Genomic DNA, 14,701 nt, shown 5'->3' on the forward strand with positions numbered 1-14,701 from the left:
TTATTTTATATCAAATTTATCGTTAATAATTTTATTTTCAACTGTATCAATTAAAGAGTTAGCAAAATTATCTGCCAATATTTTACCTGACATACCGAGTTTCTTTTTAAGCCAAGGCTGCTTAGCACATAGATATTGAAACTTAATATTATCGCCGAATTTTTCCTTCATTATGCTATATATATCACCTATACCGTCAATTAAGCCGTAATCAAGAGCCGTTTGTCCTGCCCAAAATTCGCCGTTAAATAAAATCTCGTCTTGTTGTGTTAACTTCCCTACTCTTCTTGTTTTTACATAATCAACGAAATGCTCATAAACCTGCTTTTGCAAATCTTTGATAATTTTAAGATCGTCTTTATTAATAGGTTTAAAAGGATCTAAAATTGCTTTATTTTTTCCTTCCGTATAAACTCTACGCTCTATTCCAAGTTTATTAATCGCTTCATGGAATCCAAATCCGCTTGATACTACTCCGATACTACCAATAACTGAGCTATAAGAAGCATATATTAGGTCTCCACTGCAAGCAAGCCAATATCCGCCTGAAGCCGCCATATCTTCAATAAAACTATAAATTTTTATTTTATTTTCTTTAGCAAGGTCACGAATACGTTTTGCGATAAGTTCAGATTGTACTGGAGAGCCGCCCGGGGAATTAATAATTAAACATAAGGCTTTTAGTTTCTTTATTTTAAAGGCTTTTTCTATTAGCTCATTTAACGATTCTAACGTAAGGCCCGATTGCACGCTACTTACTTTACCGATAATACCGCTAAGACGCAAAACAGCAATTACGTCTTTAGAATCACCGAAAACCGAAGCAAATAACTGCTCTATTTTACTTATCTGACGTTTTGCTATTACCTGCTCAAATTCTGCATTTGCTATAGTTAATTTATTCACTTCATTCATTATTTTGCTCATTTTTAATTATATCCTTTTTTACAGGCGGCAAAGGCTTAGCCGGTTTATTCAAAGATCGCTCGTTATAACTATTTTTAGGCTCAGGATAATTTCCAGGAATGGCAGATAAAATAGTTTTCCTAACTTTTTCGTCATACCAATTTGTATTACCGACAAAGCTAGTGATTATTTTGCCGTTTGGGTCTATTAGTATACTAGTTGGTAAACTAACAACCCCTAAGGCTTTAAATAATTGATTTCTATAATCATGATGAATAGGTAAATATCTTATTTGATAGCTTTTAAAATATTCTTTAACAACTTTTATATCTTGATAATCTTCTGAAATTGGAATTACTGAAAAAGGTAGTTTCCTAAAATCTTTTTGCAATATATCAAGATCAGGCATTTCTTTGACACAAGGAGCACTCCAAGTAGCCCAAAATACTAACAATATAGTTTTTCCTTCAAACTGATCAAGAGAATATTGATTTTTTTCTTCATCAAAAAAAATTATATTATCAGGAACGCTTGAACCTCTTAAAAATTCTAATGTATCTTGATGCTTATTATAAAGCTTAGCATGAATTTTAGGAATAAAAATTATTATAGGTAATAAAAATACTATAATATATAAAAGATATTTATTATAATTTCTTAAGGTCATATAATAATTTATATAATGAAGACATTTTATTTATTCGTATTAGCACTTATATGCGTTGTATTATGTAGTTGCGGGATAAAAAAACCTTTAGAAGCACCAGTGCAAGAAACAAAGCGTCATTGCGAGGAAATTACGTAAGTAATTGACGAAGCAATCTTCTGTCAAAGCTCTGAGATTGCCACGCAGCCGTAGGCTGCGTGGCTCATGACGTTACGAATACAACATCAATACCTCTTAAGCGTCGTACCTTGCAACACTAAATCAAAACAATAAGACTGCATATTTTCTTGCGGTTCAATCAATATCGGATTTACTTCACCGCACTCATTATCACACATATTTTTATCAGACAAATCTAAACGTGTTTCTAGAGTCGTAAGGCTAGGATGCTCTACTCTTATATTTGCACTTCTTAAATAACGGGAAGATTTATAAGGCAACATACTAACAAAGTAATATTCCCCTTGATTATTAGTAGTAGCAGTGCCTGAGCCGGTAAAGCTTGAATCACTTTTATTTGCGAACCTTCTTTTATCTACTCTAGTTTTTAAAGGCTCATAAGGGTATTTACCGCTACTCCCTGCTTGCCATAGATAAACTTTAGCATCTGCAACCGGTACGCAATTTTGATCTAATACTTTTCCTTTAATTAATATTTTTTCACCGTAAAATTTTGATAATCTTCCTGTTTTACGTAATAAGTTATTAGTAGTCTCAAAAACTTTTGGTTCATAATCATTAAATATATTTCTAGTAATTTTACAACGATTAAGCTTATTAGGATAAGTTTTAGAAGCAGCAAATATGTTTAACATCCATAAACATAAAAAACAAAATATAAATTTTTTCACTTTTTACCACTTTATATATTTTAAAAAAATTCTATATTTAAAATTTAGACTAATTGCTTATAATAATCAAATTATTTTTATTCTCATTTGATTATTAAGCAATTGATTGTTATAGTAAACTTTGTTGTATCAAAATATTATATATATGCAGAAATTTTTATCTTTAATAATTGTAATCCTAATACTTTACAATATAGTAAAGTTAAAAATAGCCCCCGACAATAATAATCCTACAACTGTAGAGCAAACGACTTCAAATAATTCATCTACTGATGAAAACCAAACTAGTATAAATAATGAACCCCCTATTTCATTAAACGGTAACTTATTTGAACGTACGGTTTCAAAAATAGTAATAAATGCTCTTAAAACCGAAGAAGGGAAAGCATTTTTTGAAAATATTTTACAACCGTTAAATGGACCTATCAATCCTAATGATTACACTATTGAAGTACGTAAGGATTTAGTAAAAACACTGTTCAAAATTAATACGCTCGGTAGCGGTAATATCGGTCCCACTTCTTGCGGACATGTAGTTACCGTATTTTATCAAATATCAGATATGAACAATACTTTAATATCTGAAGATACTAAGACTTTTACTTTAGGCTCTGCTCCTGTAATGCTTGGCTTAGATAATGTAATAATCGGTATGATGGTAGGAGAAGCACGAGAAGCTATTATTCCAGCAAAATATGCCGTTAATAATAGTAATATTATCTTCGATGATGCTTATAATTATAAAGTTAATGTAATTTTAAAATCCATATTACCGCAAAATTTTGTTAAAAGTAATGAAGTTAAAATTTATGACGATGAAATAGCTTATCGTGTTCCTTTATTATGTGGTGAAAAAGTAAGCTTTAATGCTAAAATTACTCGCTTATCAAACGGTAAAATATTATATGATTCTAAAGAAAAAGGACAACAAATAGATATGAAAATCGGCGATATTACATATCCTTTAATTTTTTCTTATGCCTTGCAAGGTAAAGTAACGGTTGGAACACGCAGTGTTATTGCTGAAGGCAAAACATTTAAAGCCTTAGGTTCTAACATAAATAAAATTATTTCTCATGAATCGTTACCGATCAATGAATATCTTTTGCTTGAACTAGGAGACTTTAAACAAAATTAAATAAATATGAAACAGCCTAAAATATCGGATATTAGCCCTATTTTCAAACTCGCTTATAGAGAGGAATTTAAAGGAGAAACGGCACACAGCACCGCAGCGTACAAAGAAGTACGTGAGGATGCGAGTACCGGATTGACGCATAAATTACCTCTAGAAGTGGAGTTTGAAAATAGGGCTAACAAAAAACAAAAAAATTATATTTTATTATCTATCCTTGTCATAATGATAATAATTGTATATCTTATAGCTTTAATAAAAATTGTAGGATAAATTTGGTGTTTATTAAAAATTTGAAACTCAAATGAAGAATATTTAATTTAAAAAAGAGTAATTAATCTAAATTCCTCGGAGTGTAGCATATATTATTATAAGACTTTGCACCAATTTTTCAAATTAAACGAGTATATAAGAATCTTACTTTAAACTTTAATTAAGCTAGGAGTTTAGTATGGAAATTATTAAAAAAAATATTATTATTATAATAGTAGGTTTAATATTTCTAGCAACAATCATTTATATCTCTACAAATAAGAGTTCCGATAATAAAACAAATGATAATATATTAGAAGTAAGGATAGCTATAAAAGATCATAAGTTTGTTCCGAATATAGTTGAAGTACCAAAATCTACTAAGATAAGGTTAATTGTTCATAATGAAGATGATACGGTAGAAGAATTTGAAAGTCATGATTTACATCGTGAAAAAATAGTTATGCCAAATGAGTCAATAAATATTATACTTGCACCGCTTAATCCTGGAAAATATGAATTTTTTGGAGATTTTCATCAAGATACGGCTCAGGGTTTTATAATTGTTAATGATTAGATAAAAATATGTTTAAAATTGCTTTAGTAGTGTTTCGTGAATGTTTAGAAATATCTTTATTACTTGGTGTAATACTCGCCGTAACAAAACAAATAGAAAAATCTCGTCTTTATATTATTGCCGGAGTAATGCTTGGAGTAGTATGTGCTTCAATTTTTGCATTTTTTACACGTAAATTATCTTTATCTTTTGGCGGAATAGGCGACGAGTTATTCGACTCCGGAATTATGATGCTAATAACAATTCTGATTAGCTGGACAATAATATGGATGCAAGGTTACGGTATAAAAGTAAAGCAACATATAAACGACTTATCGGTAAAAATTCATGAAGGTAATGCCAGTTATTTCATGTTGGTTTTTTTAGTTGCCACTACCATATTACGAGAAGGTGCAGAAATTATTATTTTAGTATATAGCATATCTTCAGTTGAAACAATATCAAGCAGTATTTACTTGCAAGGAGTGATAATAGGTGCTACAAGTGGCTTCTTACTTGGTTTAGTAATATATTTCGGTTTAATTAAGATTGCTAATCAAAAATATATTTTTAAAATCTCTACAGTATTATTAATGCTAATAGCAGGTGGATTTGCAGCAAGTGCTGCAGGTATTTTAACCTCTTCCGGTCTAGTTATGTTTTTATCCGATCAACTTTGGGATAGTTCATGGTTAGTAGCAGATAGAAGTATGATAGGTAAAATCTTACATATTGTTACCGGTTATATTGCAAGACCTAATGGGCTACAAGTACTTGCCTATTTTACTACTATATTACTGATAAATATTTTCATACAAATAAAATTAAGATATTCCAAAAATACCTTAATATCAGTACAAAAAAATGAATCAAATTAATTTGATCAAAGAGAACAATTAAATTAAATATGTTAAAACTTTTATCAGAAATTGGTCCGGTAATAGCATTTTTTGCAGGCTTTTTTTATGGAGGCGGTATACAAAACGCTACTCTTTATATGCTTATTACCTCTGTTATTTGTATTACCCTTTGTTATGTTATAGATAAGAAAGTATCCAAGCTTTCTATTATTTCTATGACTGTTTTATTGGTTTCGGGAAGTATAACTTTAATTAGCGGCGATTCAATGTATATAAAAATCAAGCCTACTATATTATATGTTATTTTTGGAATAATATTTCTCATGAGCGGTATAAGAAAAAATCCTTTTATCAAATATGCTTTAGAGAGTATAGTACGTCTTAAAGAAGAAAGCTGGATAACTTTAAGCTATAGAACAGCGGCTTTTTTCTTTTTTATGGCTGTAGTGAATGAAATAGTTTGGCGTAATTTCTCAGATGAAACATGGGTAAAATTCAAAGTATTCGGCGTAATACCTATTACTTTTATATTTATTTTGCTGCAATTACCTCTTTTATTAAAGAATAAATTACCGGATAGTAAGATATGATATTAAGAATTCTAATTTTTATAGTTCTCTCTTTTAGTCTATCTGCTTGTTTACCTGCTATTTTTACCGCAGCAACCACTACCGGCATTGTTGCTTCAAAAGATCAGCCAATGTCTGAAACATTAAATGATTCAAGGATTTCTGCCGGTATTAAAACTGATTTAGTAAAAAATAATTTTAGAGAGTTAGGGGCTAAAATAAAGGTTGAAGTATCACAAGGAAGAGTATTATTAACAGGAAATATTCAAAAAGAATCGGATGCGTTAAAAGCCGTAGAAATTGCTTGGAATCAAAAAGGCGTAAAAGAAGTTATTAATGAGTTGAAAGTAAATAAAAACAGTAATCATTTTGACTTAGCCCAATATACTAAAGATAGTATGATAACCACGCAAATTAAAGCTAAAAATTTAGTCAGAAAAGACATTAAATTTGCTAATTATACTATTCTAACTATAGATAATATTGTTTATTTATTTGGAGTTGCAAGATCAGAAGAAGAGCTAGAAAAGCTTGCTTCTATTGCATCAAAAATAAAAGGTGTTGAAAAAGTTGTGTGTTATGCTAAAATAATGGATAACTTTAATAAGGCATGATGATGATACAGCGTCATAAGCTACAGCTAAATTCAGACAGCTTCAGACAGGATGAATTTAAGAGTAAGTCTGCGGAGCGTACAATGGTACGTGAGCACAGACTTAACTCAAAAAATTCGCCTGTATCAAGCTGTCTGAATTTAGCTGTAGCTTATGACGCTGTATTACTTTTATTAATTTTTTGTTTTTGTCTAAGCGGTTGTAATACCTCAAAAACATTACCTTATTCCCGTAAATATTCATACAAAGAATTATCAAAAGATGATCCTCATAATCTAACTTATAAAGGATATTATAAAGTTGGAAAAAATTATAAAATAAAAGGAAGGACTTACAAACCTCACAACCCTAAATCTTTTACCGAAACAGGTTATGCCTCATGGTACGGTGGATGTAAAGACGGTTTTCACGGTAAAAAAACAGCTAACGGTGATAGATTTAATAGAAATCTATTAACTGCCGCACATAAAACTCTTCCGCTTCCTTGCTTAGTTAAAGTTACCAACAAAGCCAATAATAAATCAGTAATTTTAATGGTTAATGATAGAGGTCCTTTTAAGAAAAATCGTATAATAGATGTTTCTCAAAAAGCGGCTGAAATTTTAGCATTTAAAAATCAAGGTATCACTAAAGTAAAAATAGAATATTTACCTAATGAAACTGAGAAATTTCTAAAAAATATTAATCTAAAAAAACCACAAAGTAAAACTTTAGCTAAAAACTCTAAAAAATCTTCATCTACTAAAGTTACAAAAAACAATAAATGTAGCATTAATTGTCATATAAAACTTGTAAATTTAAAGTATAAACTGGCAGTAAATCCTTAAAAGGTGTGTGAATATTAAATCATCATTGTGAGCAGTCGTAGGCGTTGTTGCATGGCTTGAAAAACGCGTACGGTGTCATACCGTGGCTTGACCACAGTATCCAAAAAACAACTATAAATACTAATAATTTAGTATTTTTAACTGGACCCCGCGATCAAGTCGCGGGGGGGTGACAATGTGAAAAAACCGCTCCATGCAACAAAGCCCTTTAGTCGCTTGCAGACGATGTATATCAACTATGTATATTCTTTTTCTTTATTATTTTTGATTTAGCTTTTGTAGTAGATTTATTATTAGAAGCAAGCTTGATTGAAGGTTTAGAGACTATAGGCTTAATATTAAAATGCTGATCTAATAATCCAATCATTTTTTGATCACGAGATGCGGCACTTCTGCCGCCTGTAACAACGGCAATCAATGATTTACCGTTCCTAGAAGCAGTAGTTACTAAATTATAACCTGCCGGTGTATGAAAACCTGTTTTCATGCCTTCTGCACCTTGATAATTTTTAGTAACTCTATTATGTCCGTTTACTACGTTTCCACGAAATACAAAGCTGGTTTTAGCAAATAACGGATAATATTTTGGATAATCTCTTTTCAGGGCCATAGCAAGTTTAGCCATATCTCTTGCAGTAGTTTGCTGCAATGGGTCATGCCAACCTGAAGCATTTTTAAAATAGGTATTCTTCATACCGAGCTGCTTAGCTTTAACATTCATTAAATGAGCAAAAGCTTTTTCGGAACCTTTCATATTCTCAGCAACCGTTACGGCAGCATCATTAGCGGATTTTATGATTAATCCATTAATTGCCTCTCGAACGGTTATAGTTTCTCCTGCTTTTAAACCCAGCTTACAAGGCGGCATTTTTGAAGCTTTTGCTGATACAAGTAATTTTTTATCTAAAGGTAACTTACCGGCTTCGATTGCTTCAAACATTAAGTATAGAGTCATTAACTTAGTTAAAGAAGCGGGGTAAATCCGAATTTGTGAATTATGGGCCTGCAACACTTTACCGCTTTTTGCATCAATTACTAAACTAGTTTGAACAGGAAGTTTAGGTGTATTTTTTATAGCTTTCTTCGCTTCGCTTATGGGAGCAAAGAAAAATGTTGCAATAAAAATATAAGGTAATAAAAATTTACTAAACATTTTAAATAAATAAAATATTATTCAAATTAAATCAAGTGTGATTTTTCGTCATTGCAAGGAAAAATTGAAAATTTTGATGAAGCAATCCAGTTAAAAATGCATAGCATTTTTTTATTATTTTTATGGATTGCCACGTTCCCTATGGTCGCTCGCAATGACGATGGAAATAAAATTTAACTATATATTAACCTTTTTATTAAGATACATTAATATAAATAAAGCAGGCAAGGCTAAAATTATAGTAAAGATGAAAAAACCGTCCCAGCCCATCATATTTACGAATTTTCCGGCATAAATAGTGACAGTATTGTTACATAAACTACTAGCACTACTAAGTAAAGCATATTGTGTTGCGGAATATTTTTTATTACATAAATTACCTATATATCCGACTAAAGCAGTAGCACCCATAGCGGCAGCAAAATTCTCTATAGTAATAGCAATTAATAAAGCTTTAAAAGAAGGAGGCTGGTGATTAAGCCAAATAAATGCAAAATGCGTTAAGCTTTGGGCAATACCGGTAATAATCAAACCTTTAAAATTTCCCACTCTATACATTACAATACCACCGGCAAAACCGCCGACTAAGGTTGCAATCAATCCATAAAGTTTAGCTATTATTGCTATTTCGCCTTTTGTATAACCAAGCTCTATATAAAAAGGTGAGGCAACCACTCCAAGCATAGCATCGCCTAATTTAAAAAATATTACCGCAAGTAAAATAGTTATGGCAAATTCTCTTTTGAAAAAATCCTTGAAAGGATTAATTATTGTAGAAATCCATGAAGTAATAGAAATAATATTAATTTTTTCTCTTACTAATTCTTTTTCATTTACCGTTACTATAAATATAGTAGCAACGGCAAATATTATAGCTATAATAAAGAAAGTTAGTTGCCAATTACTTCCGGTTATTTCTGCAAGGTATAAAGCACCTGCCCCTGTAATAAGCATACCGATTCGATAACCGAATACGGCAGTTGCACTAGCTATGCTTTGCGTTTCCTGATCAAATCTATCAATACGTAACGCATCAACAGCAATATCGAACGTGCTGGATAAAAAGCCTAATACTATAGTCAAAAAATATAAAGAAGTTAAAGAAACTTCAGGATTTTCCTTGCTCATAGCAATTAGTACTAAAGCCATTAAAGAGCTACACAATATAAGCCAGCTTTTTCGATGCCCCCACCTACTTAAAAAAGGTATTTTAAAATTATCGACTAACGGTGACCAAAATACTTTTAACGAATATGATAACCTTGCAACCGTAAAAGTAGTAATAACAGCGATATCTATTCCGGATTCTTTTAACCATACCGAAAGAGTAGAAAAAATTATAACCAGCGGCATACCGCTAACCATCCCTAAAATAAATATTTCAAATAATCGATAGTCTTTAAAAATTTTGGTAATGAGCATTATGGTATTCCTTGTGTTGATGTCATTCCCGCGTAGGCGGGAAAGCGTTGTTGCGTGGATACCTAAGTCGTCATTGCTGCGAGGAAAAATTGAAAATTTTGACGAAGCAATCCAGTTAAAAATTCTGTAAAACAGAATTTTTTATTATTTTCCTGGATTGCCATGCTCCTTTTATTCGCTTGCAATGACGATTTAAGCCACACAATAATAATTAATAAAAATTAAGAAATATAAGCTATTTACTTTATAAATCAACTATTTTCTCTTAACTCCTTATGATACAACCTATAATATTCATCTTTATTCTTAAGCAATTGTGTATGAGTTCCTTGTTCACAAATCTCACCGTTTTTCATGACGATAATGTTATCAAGATCGGTAATACTGCTTAAACGATGCGTAATAATTAAAGTGGTTTTTCCTTGGCGTAATTTCTTTAAAGATTCTAGAATTTTCTGTTCGGAAGCTTGATCCAAGCTGCTTGTTGCTTCATCCCAAATTAAAATAGGGGCATCTTTTAAGAAAGCTCTAGCAATAGATAAACGCTGACGCTGACCGCCTGAAAGAGTCGTCCCCTGCATCCCTATCTGCGTGTCGTAACCGTTCGGCAGATGCATAATAAACTCATGAGCATCTGCATATTTTGCTGCTCTAATTATTTCTTCTCTTGTAGCGTTGTCCTGACCGTATGCTATATTTTCGGCAACGCTTGTATCAAATAAATGAGTATCTTGAGTAACTAAGGACATCTGACCTCTAAGTGAAGTAAGCTTAATATCTTTAATATCATGATTATTAATTAAAATTCTTCCTTCATTTGGATCATAAAAACGCACTAATAAATTACTAAGCGACGTCTTACCGCTACCTGAACGTCCGACAAATGCAATCATCTTATGAGGCTCTAGCTTTAAATCTATATATTTTATAGCTATTTTACTCTCAAAACTTAAAGCTAGTTTTTCAAAGGTAATTTGTGGATTATATAAATCTACTTCTTTAGCATCTTCATGATCTTTAATAAGAGGTTCGGTATCCAAAATACTAAATACCCTCTTAGCTGCTGCTATTCCTTCTTGCAAATTAATATTTAACGATACCAAACTTTTAAACGGTCTATAAGCTGCAGCAAAAGCAGCTAAAAAAGCAAAAAGAGCCCCTGGCGTACTTTTCCCCTCAAGGACTAGATTACCTCCGTACCATACCATTCCTCCTACTGCAAGACCGCTTAAACCCTCCATAATCGGTGAAACCATCGCATCTAGCGTAGATGTTTTTTTGTAGAACTCTAAAATATTATTAATAATCAACGATGCTCTATTACTTTCTATTTTTTCGCCTACAAAAGATTTAATAATCTTAATTGACTGAAATGTTTCATCAAGCCGAGAGGTATAATGCCCAAGCTCTTCTTGTGACTGTGCAAATATTCTTCTTATCTTTCTACCCATCCTTTGCACCGGATAAACAGCCAAAGGGAAAATAAGAAAAACTACGCAAGATAATAGCGGTTCTAAATGAAACATCGTTATTATTAAACATACTACAGTTAGGAAATGTTTAGCACATCCGACAAGTAAATTAGAAACAGCCCCACGCATCAAAGAAATATCATTAGTAAAACGAGATATTAAACGTCCTGAAGATTGGTTTTGAATAAAAGAAATATCGGCAAATAACAAATGCTCATACATTTTTATCTGCAAATCGTTTAGTACCCTCTGCCCAACAAATTTTATTAGATAATTCTGATAATACTCTGAAATTCCTTTTATAAAAAAAGTTATAGTAAGCACTATAGGCATTATTATAAGCATTTTCTTATCATGCGTTAAAAAAATCTTATCAATAATAGGTCTCACCGCATGTACGATCACTGCCGTACAAAGTGCTGTAATAACCATACAAAATATCGAAAAATATATTTTATTTGCGTAAGGTTTAACATGATCTTTTATCAGCCTCTTTATAACATCTGCGGCTATATAACTATCATTTAAATTATTATTATTCATTCTCGTTAAAAATATTAAATTGATGATGTGATTGATTCGGTATCGGCATTTTCAAATGCTCAAAAGCGGCAATTGTGATTACCCTACCTCTAGGAGTTCTTTGTAGTAAACCTATCTGTATAAGATAAGGCTCAATGGTTTCTTCAAGTGCGTCACGCTGTTCAGACAATGCAGCTGCGATCGTTTCAATTCCGACAGGACCGCCGTTATAATTATCCGCTATGAATTTCAAATAACGATAATCATTGCTATCAAGTCCTATGCGATCAACTTCCAAGCGATTTAATCCAAAATCAGAGATTTCTTTATCTACTCTTGATTTACCGTCAATTGCTGCAAAATCTCTTATACGACGAAGCAATCTTAATGCAATTCTTGGCGTTCCTCTACTTCTTTTAGCTATTTCTTCAGAACCCAAATCAGTCAAATCAATATCAAGTAATTTACTTGCTCTATTTAGAACTTTCTTCAATTCCTCAGTATTATAAAAATCTAGCCGCATAGGAATACCGAACCTATCACGCAAAGGATTACTAAGCAGCCCAAGCCTAGTAGTAGCCCCGATTAAGGTAAATTTCGGCAAGGTTATTTTCACTGACCTTGCGGCAGGTCCTTCACCGATAATTATATCAAGCTCAAAATCCTCCATAGCAGGATATAAAACCTCTTCAACGGAAGTATTTAGGCGATGAATTTCATCGATAAATAATACGTCGTTTTTTTCAAGATTGGTGAGAATAGCAGCAAGATCAGCTGCTTTAAGTATAGCAGGACCGGAAGTAGATTTAAAATTACCGCCGATTTCGTTAGAGATAATCTTAGCAAGCGTAGTCTTACCAAGTCCGGGCGGACCGTAAAATAAAGTATGATCAAGATGCTCATTTCGAGATTTTGCAGCCTTAATAAACACGGAGAGATTTTCTTTAATTTGTGTTTGCCCGACAAATTCTTGCAAATATGATGGTCTTATCGGCAATTCTTGATCATTTTCACTTTTTTCAGGCGATAATATATTAGTCATTAATTTAAATCGAATATAATGACTAATAATAGCGGAAAAATAGTTTTATGCTATAAATTATTTTAGACTTTTATATTAGCCCTCTTCACAGAAACTAGTTACCCCTTCTCCAAGTTTATCTACGGTTTTAAAAACTTTTTCTGTATCAGTGACTCCTAAGTTTTTTAATTCTTCTTTAAGGTAATTTTTATTTAATCCTTTATATAACTTTAAATAATGACCAAATATCTCATTTGATAATATCATATTAGGATTTTCATAATAATTTTTTAAAACTTCTGCTACATCTTTTAGAGTAAGGTTATTTTCATCAGTTATTTCTGTAATTTGTGCGTCTAATGCTTGTCTATCTTGAGATTTCATTCCTATCTTATACCCTAAAATATTACATCCAATTAAGCTTTTATTCTCTTTTATAGCATCCGATAAGGCTTTCTTTGATTCCTCGCTTACTTCTGTACTTAATGAAAAATTCAATCCGGCAAGTTTAGTATTTTTAACAAATGAGGATAAGGCAGGAACATTATCATTATCAAAAAATATCCCACTTATATCTAAATCGCTTATTTTTGTTTCTTTTATATCTTCAAGTAATTTTATTAAATTTTCTTGTGTTATAGGATTTGATGAAATATCAAGAGCTTCAGTATTAGATTCTTTAAGGAATTTAATAAAATTATTTATTATTCCGTTGTCTAATCTTATATTTATTTTGCAATTCTAAAGTTTTTATAGATTTCTTAGATAAATTATCTATTAATCTATCTAATCCCTTATTTCTTAAATAATTATGAGCTAGTTTAATATTTTCTATAGTTCCATTTACTCCTAAGGCATCTGAAAGAACATCTATTTTATTAACATCATTTAAAGCATCTTCAGGAATTTTAGAGTATCCAGCAGCTGCAAATACCGGTGATTGTGGTACAAAATCAACCTCGGTAATACTTAAGTAGTAGGGTCTTTCTTTAACTCTTTTAATATTCTTTCAGCCCCTATTTTTTCTAAATATTCTATTAACTTTGACATAAATTTATCCTATATAATTTTAGTTACTAAGATTAATATAAAATAACTATTAGTTTATCAACTAAAAATTAGAATTTCGATGAGACTTCTTGCATAACGTAACTAATAAAGAGGAATTTAAAGGAGACACTTCACTGCGAACCGCAGCGCGTACACACTAGTATGTGAGGATTCGAGTACCGGATCGACTTATAAATTACCTTTAGAAGCAAGTTATGCAGAAAGTCTATTTTTTAGAGCTGTTTTGATTAATTCATCAATAGAGATTTCGGGATTTTGGGTAATGATGCCTTGAACGGCGTTTTGAGCTTCAAATCTAGAAAAGCCTAGATTTACTAGAGCTTTTATTACTTCATTGCTTGCGACGGGTGTAATATTCTTAATATTTAAGCTATCTTTAATAATAGCAGAGCCGCTTGATATTTTCGCTACTTTACCCTTCAGCTCTAACACTATACGCTCGGCAAGTTTAGCTCCCACTCCGGATATTGCTTTAAATATATTTTTATCTTCATTATTTATAGCAATTTGGATATCCGAAGGCGTAAGGCTTGATAAGATAGATAAAGCCATTCTTGTACCGATACCGTTTACTGATTGCAGCAAATTAAAAAAACTCTTCTCTTCTAGAGTCAGAAAACCGTAAAGATGAATATGTTCCTCTCTAACATGGGTTTCGATAAATAGTTTATAAAACTCCCCTTCGGCAAGTTTACTTAGAGTTTTACCTGAAGCATAAACAAGATATCCTACCCCGTTTACGTCAATTATAACGTAATCATCGCCTTGGGAATCAACTTTACCGCTTAATTTACCGATCATAT

The 14,701-nt window shown here is 31.5% G+C and carries 16 protein-coding genes and 1 pseudogene; 8 read left to right on the forward strand and 9 right to left on the reverse strand.

The genetic code is table 11. From position 1 onward, the window contains the following. The 3 genes from RAS_RS03675 to RAS_RS03685 all read right to left on the reverse strand — a co-directional run bounded on the left by RAS_RS03675 (position 1) and on the right by RAS_RS03685 (position 2,424). On the reverse strand, positions 1-915 hold the full coding sequence (locus tag RAS_RS03675) for a S49 family peptidase (RefSeq protein WP_147144014.1): 915 nt from the start codon (positions 913-915) through the stop codon (positions 1-3). Further along, the gene (locus RAS_RS03680) at positions 908-1,573 is read right to left on the reverse strand and encodes a TlpA disulfide reductase family protein (protein WP_147142451.1); all 666 of its coding nucleotides are present in this window, start codon (positions 1,571-1,573) and stop codon (positions 908-910) included. The genes RAS_RS03675 and RAS_RS03680 overlap by 8 nt, the downstream gene beginning before the upstream one ends. Positions 1,574-1,797: 224 nt before the next feature. After that, positions 1,798-2,424: a dioxygenase family protein gene (locus RAS_RS03685; RefSeq protein WP_147142455.1), complete on the reverse strand. Its 627-nt coding sequence runs from the start codon at positions 2,422-2,424 to the stop codon at positions 1,798-1,800. A 145-nt stretch (positions 2,425-2,569) separates the two neighbouring features. Between RAS_RS03685 and RAS_RS03690 the strand changes: the two genes are divergently transcribed. From RAS_RS03690 to RAS_RS03720, 7 genes are all read left to right on the forward strand, one after another. Further along, a complete protein-coding gene (locus tag RAS_RS03690; RefSeq protein ID WP_147142458.1) occupies positions 2,570-3,562 on the forward strand; it encodes an FKBP-type peptidyl-prolyl cis-trans isomerase in 993 nt (330 codons plus the stop codon). A gap of 6 nt (positions 3,563-3,568) precedes the next feature. Then, positions 3,569-3,832, forward strand: a complete 264-nt coding sequence (locus tag RAS_RS03695) for a palindromic element RPE1 domain-containing protein (protein ID WP_147142461.1) — start codon at positions 3,569-3,571, stop codon at positions 3,830-3,832. Between the two features lie 178 nt (positions 3,833-4,010). Further along, positions 4,011-4,388, forward strand: a complete 378-nt coding sequence (locus RAS_RS03700) for a cupredoxin domain-containing protein (protein WP_147142464.1) — start codon at positions 4,011-4,013, stop codon at positions 4,386-4,388. A gap of 8 nt (positions 4,389-4,396) precedes the next feature. Then, the gene (locus RAS_RS03705; protein WP_147142467.1) at positions 4,397-5,245 is read left to right on the forward strand and encodes an FTR1 family protein; all 849 of its coding nucleotides are present in this window, start codon (positions 4,397-4,399) and stop codon (positions 5,243-5,245) included. A gap of 29 nt (positions 5,246-5,274) precedes the next feature. Next, positions 5,275-5,817, forward strand: coding sequence for a septation protein A (locus RAS_RS03710; RefSeq protein WP_147142469.1), 543 nt, complete (start codon positions 5,275-5,277; stop codon positions 5,815-5,817). Continuing rightward, positions 5,814-6,410 (forward strand): BON domain-containing protein, encoded by a 597-nt coding sequence (locus RAS_RS03715; RefSeq protein ID WP_147142472.1) that lies wholly within the window; start codon positions 5,814-5,816, stop codon positions 6,408-6,410. The genes RAS_RS03710 and RAS_RS03715 overlap by 4 nt, the downstream gene beginning before the upstream one ends. Next, positions 6,410-7,237: a septal ring lytic transglycosylase RlpA family protein gene (locus RAS_RS03720; protein ID WP_408634822.1), complete on the forward strand. Its 828-nt coding sequence runs from the start codon at positions 6,410-6,412 to the stop codon at positions 7,235-7,237. The genes RAS_RS03715 and RAS_RS03720 overlap by 1 nt, the downstream gene beginning before the upstream one ends. Before the next feature lie 232 nt (positions 7,238-7,469). On the opposite strand, the gene RAS_RS03730 is transcribed toward RAS_RS03720, so the two are convergent. From RAS_RS03730 to RAS_RS03750, 5 genes are all read right to left on the reverse strand, one after another. Then, positions 7,470-8,390, reverse strand: coding sequence for a D-alanyl-D-alanine carboxypeptidase family protein (locus tag RAS_RS03730; RefSeq protein ID WP_147142477.1), 921 nt, complete (start codon positions 8,388-8,390; stop codon positions 7,470-7,472). Positions 8,391-8,567: 177 nt separating this feature from the next. Next, entirely contained in the window at positions 8,568-9,812 is a 1,245-nt protein-coding gene (locus RAS_RS03735) for an AmpG family muropeptide MFS transporter (RefSeq protein ID WP_147142481.1), read from the reverse strand. A 251-nt stretch (positions 9,813-10,063) separates the two neighbouring features. Beyond that, positions 10,064-11,827 carry an ABC transporter ATP-binding protein gene (locus tag RAS_RS03740; protein WP_147142484.1) on the reverse strand — a complete coding sequence of 588 codons (1,764 nt, stop codon included), beginning with the start codon at positions 11,825-11,827 and terminating at the stop codon, positions 10,064-10,066. Next, positions 11,820-12,848 (reverse strand): Holliday junction branch migration DNA helicase RuvB, encoded by a 1,029-nt coding sequence (gene ruvB, locus RAS_RS03745; protein ID WP_147142487.1) that lies wholly within the window; start codon positions 12,846-12,848, stop codon positions 11,820-11,822. The genes RAS_RS03740 and ruvB overlap by 8 nt, the downstream gene beginning before the upstream one ends. A 75-nt stretch (positions 12,849-12,923) precedes the next feature. After that, positions 12,924-13,211: a hypothetical protein gene (locus RAS_RS03750; RefSeq protein ID WP_147144020.1), complete on the reverse strand. Its 288-nt coding sequence runs from the start codon at positions 13,209-13,211 to the stop codon at positions 12,924-12,926. A gap of 755 nt (positions 13,212-13,966) precedes the next feature. Between RAS_RS03750 and RAS_RS03760 the strand changes: the two are divergent. Beyond that, positions 13,967-14,112, forward strand: a pseudogene (locus tag RAS_RS03760) (palindromic element RPE1 domain-containing protein); the annotation flags it as partial. Here the strand turns inward: RAS_RS03760 and ruvA are convergent. Beyond that, entirely contained in the window at positions 14,091-14,699 is a 609-nt protein-coding gene (gene ruvA, locus RAS_RS03765) for a Holliday junction branch migration protein RuvA (protein ID WP_147142490.1), read from the reverse strand. The pseudogene RAS_RS03760 and the gene ruvA overlap by 22 nt on opposite strands. Positions 14,700-14,701: the final 2 nt, after the last annotated feature.

The organism is Rickettsia asiatica (assembly GCF_007989425.1).
GTDB classification, from domain to species: Bacteria; Pseudomonadota; Alphaproteobacteria; order Rickettsiales; family Rickettsiaceae; genus Rickettsia; species Rickettsia helvetica.